Below are 15,371 nucleotides of genomic sequence, written 5' to 3' on the forward strand. Positions count from 1 at the left end.
CCCCAGCGGCGACTCAGCCCGCCCAGGCGCCGGGCGCCAGCCCGTCGAGCGTGTATGGCCCGATGGCGGCGCGGATGAGCCGCAGCGTGGGGTGGCCCACCGCGGCGGTCATGCGCCGCACCTGGCGGTTGCGGCCCTCGCGGATGATGAGTTCGATCCACGCGGTGGGGATGGCCTTGCGCTCGCGGATGGGCGGGTGGCGCGCCCACACCACCGGGGGCGGCTCCAGCAGGCGCGCCCTGGCGGGCAGCGTGGGGCCGTCGTTGAGCACCACGCCGCTGCACAGCGCGGCCAGCGCGGCTTCACCGGGGACGCCCTCCACCTGCACCCAGTAGGTTTTCTCCATCTTGAAGCGCGGGTCGGCGATGCGGGCCTGCAACCGGCCATCGTCGGTGAGCAGCAGCAGACCCTCGCTGTCGGCATCCAGCCGCCCGGCCACGTACACGCCGGGCAGGTCGATGTGGTCTTTGAGGCCCCGCCACTTGCCCTCGGCCGTGAACTGGCTCAACACGCCATAGGGTTTGTTGAAGCGGATCAGGCGGGCGGTCATGAGAGGGCTGGGTCGGGGTCGGCGGGGGACTGCCGAGCATAGCCGCAGCGCCTGCGCTGGCCCGTATCCAGCGTTTGGCACCGGACAGCGGCCTCAGTCGTCGTCGCCCAGCTCGGCGTCCCAGCCCATGGCCTTGGCGCGCGTCACCGCTTCGGCGTGGATGCGCGCATGGCGCTCGGCCAGTTCGGGCGGCAGGTGGCTGGGCAACTGACCGTAGGGTTCCCAGGCCTTGTGCACCGCCTCAAAGAGGTTCTGCAGATCGCCCGCGCCCTTGCCGGCAAAGCCCTCACCCTCGGGCACGATGCCAAACACCCAGGCGTCGCGGATGATGCGCCCGGTCATGGTCATGCCGTGGTGCTCCTCGTTGGCTATGCCGGCGTAGGTCTGCTGGCGGCTGTGGATCATGCTCATGTTGGGTATCCAGGTTATCGGGTCAGGCCAGCATAGAGCACCGGCAGTTTCTCGGGCAGTTTTTCCACCTTGTCCACCACCAGGTAGTGGCGTTCGCCGAAGATGCGGCGCACGTACTGGTCGGCGCGCGGGTCCAGGCTCATGCAGTAGGTGATCACGCCGTGGCGGCCGGCTTCTTCCACCGCCTTCTTGGTGTCGTGGCGCAGGTACTGCGGGTCGCGCACGTCCACGTCGGCCGGTTCGCCGTCGGTGATGACGAGCAGCAGCTTCTTGCTGCTGCGCTGCGCCTTCAGCGCGGCGGTGGCGTGGCGGATGGCCGCGCCCATGCGGGTGGATAGCTGCCCCTCCATGCCGGCCAGGCGCGCCTTGGCCACATCGTCGTAGGGCTGGTCAAAGTCCTTGAAGCGCCAGTAGTTCACGTCGTGCCGGCCGTCGGAGCAGAAGCCGTGGATGGCGAAGGGGTCGCCCACCTTCTGGATCGCATCGGCCAGCAGCGCGCAGGCCGAGCGCGTGAGGTCGAGCACCGTGTGCTCCTGGCCCGCCACCTTGTCGTTCGTCGATTGCGAGAGGTCGAGCAGCACCAGCACCGAGATGTCGCGCGTCTTGCGCACGCTGCGCATCATGATGCGCGGGTCGGGTTGGCGACCCAAACGCATGTCGATCACAGAGGCCAGCGCGGCATTCAAATCAATCTCGTCGCCGTCTTCCAGTTTGCGGATGCGCTGCACGCCCTGCGGCTGCATGGCGTCCAGGATGTGCTTCATGCGGCCGATCAGGCGCCGGTGCTCGGAGAGGATGCTGTCGATCACCGCCGCGTCGCCGGCCTTGGGGCGGCGCTCCTGCACCGTGACCCAGGCGGGGCGTTCGAGCTGGATCATGTGGTCCCACTCGCCGTAGTGCACCGGCGACAGCACCGGCTCGCGGCCTTCGCTCTGGTTGAACGACACGCCCAGGTCTTCGTAGGGAAACAGCTCGGTGCCGAGCACCCAGATTTCCTGCGCGTCGTCGCCCGCGCCTTCCACCTCGAGTTCGTTGACGAACTCCATCAGGTTGACCTGCTTGCGCAGCTGCTGCGGCGGCTCGTGGCCGGCGGCGATGCTGCGTTCGAAGTCAAACCCGTCGAAGGCCCAGAAGTAGCGGTTGTCGTCGCGGTATGCCGCGGTCTGCAAGTCGGTGCGTGGCTGGTAGCTGGGGCCTTGCGTGAGTTCGCGGTAGCTGTGCGCCAGCTGCACGCCCAGCTCCCACGACACGGTGTTGTCGTGCGGGTCGGCCAACATGCGCGGCAGGGTCTCGGCCAGCAGCGCGCGGCCCTGGTTGATCCAGGGGTGCGTATCCTCGAAAGCCGGATCGAGCAGCGCACGTGCGAGGCGGTTGAGCCAGTCGCCCGCTGTCTTGTCTTGTGAGGCCTGCGCGGTGTGCAGTTGCGCCCAGAGCGGGCTTAGGCCGGGAAAGCGCGCCAGCGTCAGCGCCTCCACCCGCGCGTCTTCCACCAGACCGATCAGCGCCATCTGCCAGGGGTTCAGCGATTCGGCCGAGATCGGCTGGCGGGTGAACACCACGTGGGCCGCGGCGTGTGCGGCGGCGGCGCGGTAGAGCTGTATGGCGTCCACCGGGCCGGCATTGCCGTCGACAGCGTCGTAGGCATCGGGCAGGTGGATGAAGTGGTCCTCGATGAAGGGGCGGTAGCCTTCGCGGCTTTCGTAGTCGCCCGCCGTGGGGCGCATGAAAAAGTCGCGCCCCCAGAGTGCGCGCAGGTACATGTTGATGCGCCGCTGCACGTCCACCAGCAGCGTGCCCTTGCGCTCCTTCTGCAGCATGGCCAGCGACTCTTTGGACTGCAGGCCGAAGTAGGCGATCTGCTCTTCGTGGTTCGTGCGATGCGCCTGCGCGCCCCAGGTGGCCCAGCGCCGCAGACCGCCGAGCGTGAGCTGACCGAACAGCGCGTCGAGCTGGCCCAGCATGGGCCGCAGGCCACGCGGCGCCTGCGCCACCAGGATGTTGAGGAACTGCAGGTACTGCAGGAACAGCGCGCCATCGCCCAGGCGGCGCGCGGCGGTGGGCGCGGTGGCCAGCACCAGCTCGATCACAGCGCCCGAGGTCTTGGACGCGAGCATGAGCGCGGTGGTCGCCAGTTCACCGACCACGTCCTCGCCGATTTCCTGCGCCACCTGCGGCGCGCCGTCGATCCACGCGTTGACCAGTTCATGACCCCGGCCCAGGCCGCGCAGTGCGGCGGCACCCTTCACGTAGTTGTCCAGCCCACGCGCGGAGAACACCCTGGTCGCGTCCGGCCAGCTGCGCTCCAGCAACTCTCGCGAGACCGGATCGAGTTGGTCGGTCCACTCGGCGTGGTCGTGGAGGTGGACGCTCATGACAGACGGGCCTTCACAAAGAACCAAAAATCTTGGCGGACCGATGTTTCATCGAGAACGCCGCGGAACCGGCTTCGCCGGGCCGCCAGCGTTGCCCCCTGGGGGGTGACGCCGAAGGCGGCGCGGGGGGGGGTCAAAAAAATGTGGCGACGGCTGCGTCCAGCGCGTCGCGCATGTCCGGATCGTCCGTGATCGGGCGCACCAAGGCCACGCGGCAGGCAGCCTGCGCGGCCACGCCTTTGGCGATCAGGCTGCCCGCGTAGATCAACATGCGGGTGGAGATGCCTTCGTCCAGACCGTGGCCCTTGAGGTTGCGGGCGCGCTCTGCGATGCCGACGAGCTTGCCTGCGACGTCAGCGCTGACCCCGGTTTCGTGGGCCACGATCTCAGCCTCGACGTCGTGTTCGGGGTAGTTGAAATCCAGCGCGCCAAAGCGCTGTTTGGTGGACTGCTTGAGGTCCTTCATCAGGCTCTGGTAGCCCGGGTTGTAGGAGATGACGATCTGGAAGTCCGGGTGGGCTTTGACCAGCTCGCCTTTCTTCTCCAACGGCAGCACGCGGCGGTTGTCGGTGAGCGGGTGGATGACCACGGTGGTGTCCTGCCGGGCTTCGACCACTTCGTCGAGGTAGCAGATGGCACCGTGGCGCGCGGCCGTGGCCAGCGGGCCGTCCTGCCAGCGGGTGCCTTGCGCGTCGAGCAGGAAGCGGCCAACGAGGTCGCTCGCCGTCATGTCTTCGTTGCAGGCCACGGTGATGAGGGGCTTGTTGAGCTTCCACGCCATGTACTCGACGAAGCGCGTCTTGCCGCAGCCGGTGGGGCCCTTGAGCATCATGGGCATGCGCACCGAATAGGCGGCCTCGTACAGCTCGACCTCGTCGGCCACTGGGCGGTAGTAGGGTTGTTGCGCGACTCTGTAGGCGTCGAGGGTGTCGTTCATGTGCGTCTCCGTTGCTTCGTTGGCCTGCACCGCGTGGCACGGGGCGGCCAACTCCGTTCGTGTCCCCCGCCGGCCTGCGGCCGGCTCCTCCTTGACCTCACTGCGTCGGCCACCCCGCGCCCCGCTCGTGGGCGCAGGGTGGGTTGATCGTCATACGGTCTTGCCTCTGAAGATGACCATGCTGGCCCCTTGCGACTGCGTGAAGTTGTCGTAGCCGATCAGGCGGATGTGGTTGTCCGGGTTGGCCTGGCGGCAGGCCTCGCACTCGGCCAGCACCTTGTCCACGTCGGTCTCGCCGAACATGGGCAGCTTCCACATGTACCAGTAGGAGTCCATCAGGTACTGCGGCTCGGTGTGCTCGATGGCCGGGTTCAGGCCCTTCTTCACCAGGTACTCGACCTGTTTGCGGATCTCGTCCTTCGTCATCGCTGGCAGGTAGGAGAAGGTCTCGAACTTGCGGCTGGCCGGGTCGGACAGGCGGGAGTTGTAGTCTTGCATGCTCATGGTGGGTTCCTTTCAGAATCGGTGGGGCGTGATCACTTGTGGGCCAGGTCGAGCTTGTCCACTGTGTCGAACTCGAACTTGATCTCTTTCCAGGTTTCCATGGCGATCCTGAGTTCGGGCGAATGCTTGGCAGCGTCCATCAGCACGGTCTTGCCTTCCTTCTCCACCGCCACGCCTTCGTTGCGTGCTTTGACGCAGGCTTCCAGCGCCACGCGGTTGGCCGCGGCGCCGGCGGCGTTGCCCCAGGGGTGGCCCAGCGTGCCGCCGCCGAACTGCAGCACCGAGTCGTCGCCGAAGATGTTGACCAGCGCCGGCATGTGCCAGACGTGGATGCCGCCAGATGCGACCGGGATCACGCCGGGCATGGAGCCCCAGTCCTGGTCGAAGAAGATGCCGCGGCTGCGGTCTTCCTTGATGAAATCGTCGCGCATGATGTCGATCCAGCCCAGCGTGGAGGCGCGGTCGCCTTCGAGCTTGCCCACCACGGTGCCGGAGTGCAGGTGGTCACCGCCAGAGAGGCGCAGCACCTTGGTCAGCACGCGGAAGTGGATGCCGTGGTGCGGGTTGCGGTCGAGCACGGCGTGCATGGCGCGGTGGATGTGCAGCAGCATGCCGTTGTCGCGGCACCAGTTGGCCAGCCCCGTGTTGGCGCACAGACCACCGGTCAGGTAGTCGTGCATGATGATCGGCGAGCCCAGTTCCTTTGCGTACTCGGCGCGCTTGTACATCTCTTCGGGCGTGGGCGCGGTCACGTTCAGGTAGTGGCCCTTGCGCTCGCCGGTCTCGCGCTCGGCCTTCTCGATGGCTTCCTGCACGAAGTCGAAACGCTGGCGCCAGCGCATGAAGGGCTGGCTGTTGACGTTCTCGTCGTCCTTGGTGAAGTCCAGGCCACCGCGCAGGCATTCGTACACGGCGCGGCCGTAGTTCTTGCCCGACAGGCCCAGCTTGGGCTTGATGGTGCAGCCCAGCAGCGGGCGGCCGTACTTGTTCATGATGTCGCGCTCGACCTGGATGCCGTGGGGCGGGCCGCCGCAGGTCTTCACATAGGCGATCGGGAAGCGGATGTCCTCCAGGCGCAGGGCGCGCAGGGCCTTGAAGCCGAACACGTTGCCCACCAGCGAGGTCAGCACGTTGACGACCGAACCTTCTTCAAACAGGTCGATCGGGTAAGCCACGAAGGCGTAGAAACAGGTGTCGTCGCCCGGCACGTCTTCGATGCGGTAGGCGCGGCCCTTGTAGTAGTCCAGGTCGGTCAACAGGTCGGTCCAGACGGTGGTCCAGGTGCCGGTGGACGACTCGGCGGCCACGGCGGCGGCCACTTCTTCGCGGTCCACGCCGGCCTGCGGCGTGATCTTGAAACACGCGAGGATGTCGGTGTCCTTGGGGGTGTAGTGGGGTTCCCAGTACGTGCTGCGGTATTCCTTGACGCCCGCGTTGTAGGTCTTCGTCGCCATCTGCATTGCTCCTTGTGTTGGGATGGAATGGGACGAATTCTTGGACGGATCAAGAATAAATAAAAGTAAAATGTTATGACGATAACGTTTTACTTTCCAAATCATCAAGGAGCCGCCTTGAACCTGCGCCACGCCACCCTGCACCAGCTGCGCATCTTTCACGCGGTGGCGCAGCACAACAGCTTCGCGCGCGCGGCCGAGGCGTTGCACCTCTCGCCTCCCACGCTCTCGCTGCAGGTGAAGCAACTCTCCGAAACCGTGGGCCAGCCGCTGTTTGAACAGCTGGGCAAGAAGATCTACCTGACGGCGGCCGGCCGCACCCTGGCCGACGCCTGCGCCGACATCGAGACCCGCATGGAGCGGCTGTCAGAGGATCTGGAAGCGCTCCAGGGCGTGGAACGCGGCAGCCTGAAGCTGGCCATCCTCACGACCGTGAAATACACCGTGCCCAAGCTGCTGGGCGGCTTCTGTGCCGCGCACCCGGGCATCGAGGTGGCGATGGTGGTGGGCAACCGCGAGAACCTGCTGCAACGCCTGGCAAACAACCAGGACGACCTCTGCATCATGGGCCAGCCACCCGAGCAGCTGGACGTGGTGAGCGAACCGTTTGCCGACAACCCGCTGGTGCTGGTGGCGCCGCCCGACCACCCGCTGGTGGGCAAAAAACGCATCGCGCCGAAGCGTCTGGCCAGCGAACCCTTCATCCTGCGGGAACCCGGCTCGGGCACACGGCTCACCTCCGAAAAGTTTTTCACCAGCCAGGGCGTGACGCTGAAGAACCGGCTGGAGGTGGGCAGCAACGAGGCCATCAAACAGACCGTGGCGGGCGGGCTGGGCCTGGCCGTGCTCTCCACCCACACGGTCACGGCGGAGCTGGCGCTGGGCGAGCTGGTGCAGCTCGATGTGGTGGGCTTTCCGCTGATCCGCCGCTGGCACGTGGTGTACCCGCGCGGCAAGCGGCTCTCGGCGGCGGCGCTGGCGTTCAAGGACTGGATGTTTGAACACCAGCCCACGCCAGGCCGGGCGCGCTGACGGTCAGTCGGATCAGTCGGGCTCGGTCTCGCCGGGCTGGATCAGCACCTGATCGATGCGGCGCCCGTCGAGCACCAGCACCTCGAAGCGCCAGCCGGCGCATTCGACGGCGGCGCCCTGCTCCAGCAGTTCGCCAGCCACCGTCTGCATCAGGCCGGCCACCGTGGCGTAGCGCCCTTTGTCTTCGTCGGGCAGTTCGTCAATGTCCAGGCGCGACTTCAACTCGGCCACCGGCATCGCGCCATCGACCAGCCAGGCGCCGTCTTCTCGCTGTGTGGCCCAGGCTTCGACGTCTTCGTGCGGCGAGAGCTCGCCGGTGATCGCTTCGAGCATGTCCAGCGGCGTGAGCACGCCCTGCACCACGCCGTATTCGTCCACCACGAACACCATGCGCGTGGAGCGTTCGCGGAACTGCTCCAGCAGCTCCATGCCGGTCAGCGTCTCAGGCACGAACACCGCCGGCTGCACGTGGCGAATGATCGCGTCTTCGACGCCATCGGCCTGCAGCGCCAGCATCTGCGGCAGGTGGATCACGCCCACCACATCGTCCAGCCCGCCACGGCAGACCGGGTACCAGGAGTGGCCGGTGGTCCAGGCCTTCTGCACCGCCGCCGACACCGGGTCTTCCGCGTCCAGCCAGGCGATGTCATCGCGCGGCACCATGATGGAGGTGAGCTGCCGGTCGTCGAGCAGGAACACGTTGCGCACCATCTGGTGCTCGTGCTCTTCGATGATGCCGGCGTCCACGCCTTCCTCCAAGCTGGCGTTGATCTCTTCTTCCGTCACATGCTGCTGCGCGTTGGTGTCGATGCGAAGCAGCTTGAGCACCCACTGGGTGGTGTGCGTGAGCAGCCACACAAAGGGCTTGGCCGCCTTGGCCACGAAGGTCATCGGGCGCGACACGCCGCGGGCCACGGCTTCCGGGTACAGCTGCCCGATGCGCTTGGGCACCAACTCGCCGAAGACGATGGTCACGAAGGTGATGACCGCCACCACGATGGCCGTGGCGCTGACTTCGGCGGTCCCGGGCGTCAGGCCCCAGCCCTGCAAGGCCAGCGACAGATCGCCGCTGAAGGCCGCCTCGCCCACGATGCCGTTGAGCATGCCGATGGAGGTGATGCCCACCTGCACCGACGAAAGGAACTGCGTCGGATGCTCCAGCAGTTTCAGCGCGGCCTGCGCCCCCTTGTCGCCCGATTCGGCCATCGCAGCGAGCCGCGCCTTGCGGCTGGCCGCGAGCGACATCTCGGACATGGCGAAGGCGCCGTTGAGCAGGGTCAGGAAAATGATGAGCAGGGTGTCCATGGCTTGAGGGGAATTGTCTCCCAGAAAAATGCCACGCCTGTCTCGATGCGCGGGCCATGGACAATCGCCCCATGGCCAACTACCTCATCGGCGACATCCAGGGCTGCGACGACGCCCTGGGCCGCCTGCTCGACAAGATCGGTTTCTCTCCCAGCCGCGACACGCTGTACCTGCTGGGCGACCTCGTCAACCGGGGGCCGGCGTCGCTGGCCGTGCTGCGGCGGCTCATCGCGCTCGACGGCGCCGCGCACAGCCTGCTGGGCAACCACGACCTGCACCTGCTGGCCACGGCGCACGGCGTGCGCAAACCCCACCGCAACGACACCGTTGCCGAGATCCTCGATGCACCCGACAGCAACCATCTGCTGGACTGGCTGCGCACGCGCCCCATCGCACTGCACGCCCACGGCTGGCTGATGGTGCACGCCGGCGTGCTGCCGCAATGGGACCTGGCGCAGACGCTGGCCCTCGCCGGGGAGCTGGAAGCGGTGCTGCGCAGCCCGGACTGGGCCCGCTTTCTGTGGGACATGTACGGCAACCAGCCCGACTTCTGGAGCGACAGCTGGCAAGGCGCGGAACGCCTGCGCGTCATCGTCAACACCTTCACCCGCCTGCGCTTCTGCTCGGCGCAAGGGGTCATGGAGTTCGACACCAAGGACGACGCCAACGCCGCCCCCGAGGGATTCATGCCCTGGTTCGACGTGCCAGGACGGCACACGGCCGGCGTGCCGATCGCCTTCGGCCACTGGTCCACGCTGGGCGATGTGCGGCGACCGAACCTGCTGCCCCTGGACACGGGTTGCGTGTGGGGCGGGTGCCTCACGGCGGCACGGCTGGGCGAGACGCCGGCCGAGGTGGAACGCATTTCAGTGAAATGCGCCCAGGCCCGCAAACCGGGCACCCCCTGACGGGGTTCAACCGTTCTCGGCCACTGGCGCGGGCGCGCTCTTGAACAGCGCGGGCACCTTCTTGCGGGGCTTGATGTTGGGCGACAGGCGGCTGGTCGGCTTCTGTGCCGTTTCCCACGACGGCGTGGCCTCGGCGCTCAGGGTCGGCTCATACGGCTTGTCGAACAGCGGATCGGCGGGTGCGCGGGCCGGGCGCACGGGAGGACGGCCGGATGGCGCGCGCGCTTCGCGCTCGGGGCGGCTGCCCCGGCTTTCACGGATCTCACGCTGCTCGCGGGCCTCTTCGGGCTGTTGCCAGACACGTTGACCGTCGTTGAAGTGCCCGGCAGGCCGTTTGTCCGCCTCCAGTTCCAGCGCTTCCAGCTCCAGCTTTTTGCCCAGCAGCTTCTCCAGGTCGCCCATCAGGCGCGCGTCGCGCGCGCTGACGAACGACACCGCCAGGCCCGAGGCGCCCGCACGGCCGGTGCGGCCGATGCGGTGCACATAGTCTTCGGCGTTGAACGGGATGTCGAAGTTGAACACCGCCGGCACGTCCTTGATGTCGAGGCCACGCGCGGCCACGTCGGTGCAGACCAGCAGATCGACGGCACCGCTCTTGAAGGCTTCCAGCGCCTTCAGTCGCTCGTCCTGGCTCTTGTCACCGTGCAGGGCCGTGGTGTTCAGGCCTTCGCGCTCCAGCGAACGCGCGAGCCGCGCGCAACCGAGCTTGCTGTTGACGAACACAAACGCCTGCTTGATGCCGCGCTCCTGCAGGATTTTTTTCAGCGTGCCACGTTTGTCGTCGTCGTCCACGCGGTAGAAGTGCTGCTCCACCGTGGACGCCGTGGCGTTGGAGCGGGCCACTTCGATGGTCACCGGGTCCTGCAGGTAGCTGTTCGCCAGGCGTTTGATCTCGGGCGAGAACGTGGCCGAGAACAGCAGCGTGGTGCGCTGTTTGGGCAGGTAGCTCAGGATGCGCTGCAGGTCCGGCAGGAACCCGATGTCGAGCATGCGGTCGGCTTCGTCGAGCACCACGTACTCGACCTGGTTCAACACGCAGTTCTTGGCTTCGATGTGGTCCAGCAAGCGGCCCGGCGTGGCCACCAGCACCTCGACACCCTTCTTCAACTCGGCGGTCTGCGGCTTCATGTCCATGCCGCCAAACACCACGGTGCTGCGCAGGTTGGTGTACTTGGCGTAGAGCTTGACCTGCTCGGCCACCTGGTCGGCCAGCTCGCGCGTGGGCAGCAGCACCAGCGCACGCACCGGATGGCGAGCAGGTGACGTGGACGTGTTGTCGTGCTTCATCATGCGCTGCAGCAGCGGCAGAGTGAACGCAGCGGTCTTGCCGGTGCCGGTCTGGGCCGCGCCCATCACGTCACGCCCCTGCAGCACCACGGGGATGGCTTGCGCCTGGATCGGCGTCATGTTCTCGTAGCCCATTTCGGCCACGGCGCGCTCCAGAAGGGGAGACAGGGAGAGTTGAGAGAAGGATTGGGTCATTGCTGTGCGTGCGGAACAAGACCGTCCGCTGGATACGCGTTAACCCGTTATTGTCTCACTTTGGGCGTTTTTCACCCAGTATTCGCCCTGCACAGGGCGAAACACCGTTCAGATGGCCCGCGCGTTGAAGGTGTCGCACGCCTTCACGCTGCCCGACTCCAGCCCCGTGTTGAACCAGCGCTGGCGCTGTTCGCTGGTGCCGTGGGTGAAGCTGTCAGGCACCACCTGCCCCTGGCTCTTGCGCTGCAAGGCGTCGTCACCGATGGCGGCGGCGGCGTTCAGTGCCTCCTCCACGTCACCCGGTTCCAGAATGGCCTTGCTCTTGTGGTTGTGGTGGGCCCAGATGCCGGCGAAACAATCGGCCTGAAGCTCCAGCCGGACCGACAGTGCGTTGTATTCGCGCTCGCTCACCCGTTGACGGGCCTGTTCCATCTTCTCCGTCAGGCCCATCTGGTTCTGCACATGATGCCCCACCTCGTGAGCCACCACGTAGGCCTGCGCAAAGTCACCGGGGGCACCCAACTGGCGGCGCATGGTCTCGTAGAAACTCAGATCGATGTAGACCTTCTGATCGCCAGGGCAATAGAACGGTCCCATGGCAGACTGGCCCGTGCCGCAGGCGGTGGGCGTGGCACCACTGAAAAGCACCAGACGCGGCTTCTGATACTGGGCACCGCTTTGCTGGAACACGGTGGTCCAGACGTCTTCGGTGCCCGCCAGCACGGACGACACGAACTGCCCCATCTGGTCCGAAGGTTTCCCGGTGCTGACCGTCGCTGGCGCGCTCTGGGTGGTCTCGGGTGTGAGCCCTCCTCCTCCGCCGAGAAAGCCCAGGATGGTCATGGGATTGATGCCAAAAATCCAGCCCGCCAGCAGGGCGATCACGATGGTGCCGAGACCGATCCCCCGGCCCCCCACGCGCCGCTGGCCCCCGCCTCCACCACCGAGCATCCCACCCAGACCACCGGACCCATTGCGCCGGTCCTCGACATTGTCGGACTGGCGGTTGTTCTCCCATTTCATGATCTGTCTCCTCGGAGGGCGGTGGTCAGGGGCAAAGTGTCATTATGCAAAGGAAGCGGGCAGAAAAAAGCGCTGCCGGGGCAGCGCTGGTGAAAGGACATGTGAGCGCGGGCTCAGACCACCGCGGGCTTGAATTCGCTGGTCGGCTGGCCCTGGAAATCGGTCCAGCAGCGTCGGGTGAAGTCGTACAGCTTGCACTTGCGCGCCGTTTCAAAGTACCAACGCCAGGAGAAGTGCTGGATGATGATGCGCCCGGGCAGGGTCTCTTCCAGGATCTTCTGGGCATTCTTGAGTTTGTACAGCGGGATGCTCATGTCCACATGGTGGGCCGTGTGTTCCATGATGTGGTGCATCATCGCGCCCATTTTCATGGGGAAGGTCATGTGAACCGTCGTCGACACAAACGGTGCCGCCTTGGCCCAGGCGTGCTTGTCATCGTGCCACTGCACCGCAGTGTGGGTGTGGTGCACATAAACCACGAAGCCGATCATGGCGTTCCAGAACAGGAACGGCACGACAAAACCAAAGCCCACGAGCGCCCAGGCTGATTGCTCGGTCGCGTAAGCCGCGCCGATCAGGGCGGCCACCCACAAGGCGGCCATCGCCGTGACAAACACGCCGTCCCAGGTGAACTCAGCGCGTCGTGTACCCATGTAGCTCTTGCGGGGGAAATACATGCGGTTCCACCACATCTCCACCAGGTAATACAGCGCCGGGCCCCAGCCGCTGCGGTAGATGCGCTCCATCAGGCGACGACGGGGCGTCAGCGCCTCGAACTCTTCCTTGGTCAGCGGTGCCCAGACGAAATCGACGCCCTTGAGGTTGGTGTAACCGTGGTGCACCACGTTGTGACCGACTTCCCACAGGCTGTAGGGCGTGAGCGACGGGATCATCGCGATGCGACCGAGCACGCGATTCAGACCACGGTGTGGGGTGTAGCTCTGATGACAGGCGTCGTGCCCGATGATGAACAGGCGGCCAATCACGAAGCCGGCCACGAGGCCGCACAACAGCTTGGCCCACCAGGCGTCGAACAGCACCACGCCCGTGATCAGCCCGGAAAACACGGCCAGATCCAGCACCAGCAACAGCACGGCGATCGCGGTGCGGCGCTCCGCGATCGGCGTGAGCCAGCTGCGGATGACCTTGCGGTGGGGCAGGGGTTGCCCGAGCGGGATCGGATCGGGTGAAACGGCGGCAGGAGATTGAGACATGCGGGTCGGAAGGATCAAGAATCCATACAGCGCAGGATGGCGCTCCAGATACGTTCTGCGGTTCGGCAGAACGAGATCGACAAAGTCGGATCGATTTTACCCAATCAAGTCCTTTCCCGCATGACAGTTGTCTGCAAGGGAAATGACCACACAGGGCCAAAGGACTCGAAGGTCAGGTCTTGGGCAGGGTGACGCCGACCTGCCCCTGGTACTTGCCACCGCGGTCCTTGTAGCTGGTCTCGCAGACGTCGTCCTTGTCGCTCTCGAAAAACAGCACCTGGGCACAGCCTTCACCGGCGTAGATCTTGGCCGGCAGCGGCGTGGTGTTGCTGAACTCCAGCGTCACATAACCTTCCCACTCGGGTTCGAAAGGCGTCACGTTGACGATGATGCCGCAGCGCGCGTAGGTGCTCTTGCCCAGGCAGATGGTGAGCACGTTGCGCGGGATGCGGAAGTACTCCATCGTGCGCGCCAGCGCAAAGCTGTTGGGCGGGATCACGCAGACATCCTTGTTGATGTCCACGAAGCTGTTCTCGTCGAAGTTCTTCGGGTCCACCACGGTCGAGTGGATGTTGGTGAAGACCTTGAATTCGGGCGCACAGCGGATGTCGTAACCGTAACTGCTGGTGCCGTAGCTCACGATCTTCTCGCCCGCGGCGTTCTGCCGGACCTGACCCGGTTCGAAAGGCTCGATCATGCCGTGCTGCTCGCACATGCGGCGGATCCATCTGTCGCTCTTGATGCTCATTGTGTGTGCTCCGAAGTTGCGGAGGATTGTAGGCAGTCGGCAAACGAACAATCCGGCGACGGGCCGCACAGCACCCCGCGCGGCGGCGAAGCGTGAAGGCGAACGTCCTTCAGGCGGTCACGGTGCGCTCCACCACGCGGTCGTCGCCCAGCACGATCAGCGCAAACAGCAGCTCGTCCAGGCTGCTGGCTTGCGCCGTCTTGCGCGCCAGCAGCGGGGTGGCCCGGGGGTTGAGCACCACGAAGTCGGCCTCACAACCGGGCTGCAGGTTGCCCACCACACCATCGAGACCCAGCGCCTGAGCCGCTCCCGCTGTGTGCTGCCACCAGAGCTGGCCCGGCGTCAGGCTCATGCCGGTCTTGCTCTGGCCTTCCCGGCCCACGCAGTAGGCCGCGAGCATGGTGTGAAAGGGCGAGAAGCTGGTGCCCCCGCCCACGTCGCTGGCCAGGCCATAGCGCATGCCGGCGGCGTCGGCGGCCGCGTGGTCAAAGAAGCCACTGCCCAGGAACAGGTTGCTGGTGGGACTGATGGCCGCCGCCGCACCGGTCTCGCACATGAGCGCGCGGTCGGCGGCGTCGAGGTAGATGCAGTGGGCGTAGATGGCGCGCTCGCGCAGCAGGCCGAAGTCGCCGTACACACCCAGGTAGCTGCGCGATCGCGGGAACAGCTCGGCCACCCACTTCACCTCGTCCACGTTCTCCGCCACATGCGACTGGATCCAGACATCGGGGTACTTCGCGGCCAGCTCGCCCGCGCCGCGCAACTGGGCGGGAGAACTGGTGGGCGCGAAACGCGGTGTGATGGCATAGCCCAGGCGGTCCACGCCGTGCCAGCGACCGATCAGTGTCTCGGTGTCGATCAGACTCTGCTCGGTGTCATCGCGCACGCCATCGGGGCTGTGGCGGTCCTGCAGCACCTTGCCGGTGATGAAGCGCAGACCTCGGGCCCGGGCTTCCTTGAACGCAGCGTCCACCGACTGCGGGTGCGAGGTGGCGAAAGTCAGCGCCGTGGTGACGCCGTGGCGCTGCAGTTCGTCAAAGAAGAACCCCGCCACTTCGCGCGCATGGCCTTCGTCACTGAACCGCGACTCATGAGGAAAGGTGTACTGCTCCAGCCAGGGCAGCAGGCCGGCGGCGGGTGCGCCGATCACGTCGGTCTGCGGGTAGTGGATGTGCATGTCCACAAAACCCGGCGCGATGATCCGCCCCCGCAGGTCTTCCACGGCCACGCCAGGGAAGCGGTCCATCAGGCTCGCATGGTCGCCCGCGGCACGCACCACCTTGCGGCCGGTGGCATCGGGCCCGATCACCAGCAACCCGTCGCTGTCGTACACGGGCTGGTGCTGGTCGTCAAATCGCAGGAGGGCGGCTCGGTAGGCTTTCATGTGCGGCCGAGCTTAGCCGCGTCACCTGGCACCCGTATACCGGTGGG

Annotated in this window: 14 protein-coding genes; 2 read left to right on the plus strand and 12 right to left on the minus strand. The window is 66.0% G+C overall.

The features are described from left to right. Nucleotides 1-13: 13 nt before the first annotated feature. From IM738_RS15705 to IM738_RS15730, 6 genes are all read right to left on the minus strand, one after another. Nucleotides 14-550 (minus strand): pseudouridine synthase, encoded by a 537-nt coding sequence (locus tag IM738_RS15705; RefSeq protein ID WP_236961908.1) that lies wholly within the window; start codon nt 548-550, stop codon nt 14-16. 93 nt (nt 551-643) lie between these two features. After that, nucleotides 644-961 carry a hypothetical protein gene (locus IM738_RS15710; protein WP_236961909.1) on the minus strand — a complete coding sequence of 106 codons (318 nt, stop codon included), beginning with the start codon at nt 959-961 and terminating at the stop codon, nt 644-646. Between the two features lie 14 nt (nt 962-975). Then, nucleotides 976-3,333 (minus strand): nitric oxide reductase activation protein NorD, encoded by a 2,358-nt coding sequence (locus IM738_RS15715; RefSeq protein WP_236961910.1) that lies wholly within the window; start codon nt 3,331-3,333, stop codon nt 976-978. Between the two features lie 133 nt (nt 3,334-3,466). Then, nucleotides 3,467-4,270 carry a CbbQ/NirQ/NorQ/GpvN family protein gene (locus IM738_RS15720; protein ID WP_236961912.1) on the minus strand — a complete coding sequence of 268 codons (804 nt, stop codon included), beginning with the start codon at nt 4,268-4,270 and terminating at the stop codon, nt 3,467-3,469. Nucleotides 4,271-4,420: 150 nt separating this feature from the next. Continuing rightward, nucleotides 4,421-4,774, minus strand: coding sequence for a ribulose bisphosphate carboxylase small subunit (locus IM738_RS15725; protein WP_236961914.1), 354 nt, complete (start codon nt 4,772-4,774; stop codon nt 4,421-4,423). A gap of 32 nt (nt 4,775-4,806) precedes the next feature. Then, nucleotides 4,807-6,228 (minus strand): form I ribulose bisphosphate carboxylase large subunit, encoded by a 1,422-nt coding sequence (locus IM738_RS15730; RefSeq protein WP_236961916.1) that lies wholly within the window; start codon nt 6,226-6,228, stop codon nt 4,807-4,809. A gap of 117 nt (nt 6,229-6,345) precedes the next feature. Between IM738_RS15730 and IM738_RS15735 the strand changes: the two genes are divergently transcribed. Next, a complete protein-coding gene (locus IM738_RS15735) occupies nt 6,346-7,260 on the plus strand; it encodes a LysR family transcriptional regulator (RefSeq protein ID WP_236961917.1) in 915 nt (304 codons plus the stop codon). Between the two features lie 12 nt (nt 7,261-7,272). On the opposite strand, the gene IM738_RS15740 is transcribed toward IM738_RS15735, so the two are convergent. Further along, nucleotides 7,273-8,565 carry a hemolysin family protein gene (locus IM738_RS15740; protein WP_236961918.1) on the minus strand — a complete coding sequence of 431 codons (1,293 nt, stop codon included), beginning with the start codon at nt 8,563-8,565 and terminating at the stop codon, nt 7,273-7,275. Between the two features lie 71 nt (nt 8,566-8,636). Between IM738_RS15740 and IM738_RS15745 the strand changes: the two genes are divergently transcribed. After that, nucleotides 8,637-9,473 (plus strand): symmetrical bis(5'-nucleosyl)-tetraphosphatase, encoded by an 837-nt coding sequence (locus IM738_RS15745; protein WP_236961919.1) that lies wholly within the window; start codon nt 8,637-8,639, stop codon nt 9,471-9,473. 6 nt (nt 9,474-9,479) lie between these two features. On the opposite strand, the gene IM738_RS15750 is transcribed toward IM738_RS15745, so the two are convergent. The 5 genes from IM738_RS15750 to guaD all read right to left on the minus strand — a co-directional run bounded on the left by IM738_RS15750 (nt 9,480) and on the right by guaD (nt 15,324). Continuing rightward, nucleotides 9,480-10,955: a DEAD/DEAH box helicase gene (locus IM738_RS15750; RefSeq protein WP_236961920.1), complete on the minus strand. Its 1,476-nt coding sequence runs from the start codon at nt 10,953-10,955 to the stop codon at nt 9,480-9,482. Nucleotides 10,956-11,063: 108 nt separating this feature from the next. Then, entirely contained in the window at nt 11,064-11,978 is a 915-nt protein-coding gene (gene ypfJ, locus IM738_RS15755) for a KPN_02809 family neutral zinc metallopeptidase (protein ID WP_236961921.1), read from the minus strand. A 113-nt stretch (nt 11,979-12,091) separates the two neighbouring features. Then, nucleotides 12,092-13,192 (minus strand): fatty acid desaturase, encoded by a 1,101-nt coding sequence (locus IM738_RS15760; protein ID WP_236961922.1) that lies wholly within the window; start codon nt 13,190-13,192, stop codon nt 12,092-12,094. 172 nt (nt 13,193-13,364) lie between these two features. Next, entirely contained in the window at nt 13,365-13,940 is a 576-nt protein-coding gene (dcd, locus tag IM738_RS15765; protein ID WP_236961923.1) for a dCTP deaminase, read from the minus strand. Nucleotides 13,941-14,049: 109 nt separating this feature from the next. After that, nucleotides 14,050-15,324, minus strand: coding sequence for a guanine deaminase (guaD, locus tag IM738_RS15770; protein WP_236961924.1), 1,275 nt, complete (start codon nt 15,322-15,324; stop codon nt 14,050-14,052). Nucleotides 15,325-15,371 lie beyond the last annotated feature (47 nt).

Source organism: Hydrogenophaga sp. SL48 (assembly GCF_021729865.1).
Lineage (GTDB): Bacteria > Pseudomonadota > Gammaproteobacteria > Burkholderiales > Burkholderiaceae_C > Hydrogenophaga.

What these genes read in the sequence shown, in the direction of transcription:
- IM738_RS15705 (WP_236961908.1), bottom strand. Translation starts at nt 550, where the DNA reads ATGACCGCCCGCCTGATCCGCTTCAACAAACCCTATGGCGTGTTGAGC.
- IM738_RS15710 (WP_236961909.1), bottom strand. Translation starts at nt 961, where the DNA reads ATGAGCATGATCCACAGCCGCCAGCAGACCTACGCCGGCATAGCCAAC.
- IM738_RS15715 (WP_236961910.1), bottom strand. Translation starts at nt 3,333, where the DNA reads ATGAGCGTCCACCTCCACGACCACGCCGAGTGGACCGACCAACTCGAT.
- IM738_RS15720 (WP_236961912.1), bottom strand. Translation starts at nt 4,270, where the DNA reads ATGAACGACACCCTCGACGCCTACAGAGTCGCGCAACAACCCTACTAC.
- IM738_RS15725 (WP_236961914.1), bottom strand. Translation starts at nt 4,774, where the DNA reads ATGAGCATGCAAGACTACAACTCCCGCCTGTCCGACCCGGCCAGCCGC.
- IM738_RS15730 (WP_236961916.1), bottom strand. Translation starts at nt 6,228, where the DNA reads ATGGCGACGAAGACCTACAACGCGGGCGTCAAGGAATACCGCAGCACG.
- IM738_RS15740 (WP_236961918.1), bottom strand. Translation starts at nt 8,565, where the DNA reads ATGGACACCCTGCTCATCATTTTCCTGACCCTGCTCAACGGCGCCTTC.
- IM738_RS15745 (WP_236961919.1), top strand. Translation starts at nt 8,637, where the DNA reads ATGGCCAACTACCTCATCGGCGACATCCAGGGCTGCGACGACGCCCTG.
- IM738_RS15750 (WP_236961920.1), bottom strand. Translation starts at nt 10,955, where the DNA reads ATGACCCAATCCTTCTCTCAACTCTCCCTGTCTCCCCTTCTGGAGCGC.
- ypfJ (WP_236961921.1), bottom strand. Translation starts at nt 11,978, where the DNA reads ATGAAATGGGAGAACAACCGCCAGTCCGACAATGTCGAGGACCGGCGC.
- IM738_RS15760 (WP_236961922.1), bottom strand. Translation starts at nt 13,192, where the DNA reads ATGTCTCAATCTCCTGCCGCCGTTTCACCCGATCCGATCCCGCTCGGG.
- dcd (WP_236961923.1), bottom strand. Translation starts at nt 13,940, where the DNA reads ATGAGCATCAAGAGCGACAGATGGATCCGCCGCATGTGCGAGCAGCAC.
- guaD (WP_236961924.1), bottom strand. Translation starts at nt 15,324, where the DNA reads ATGAAAGCCTACCGAGCCGCCCTCCTGCGATTTGACGACCAGCACCAG.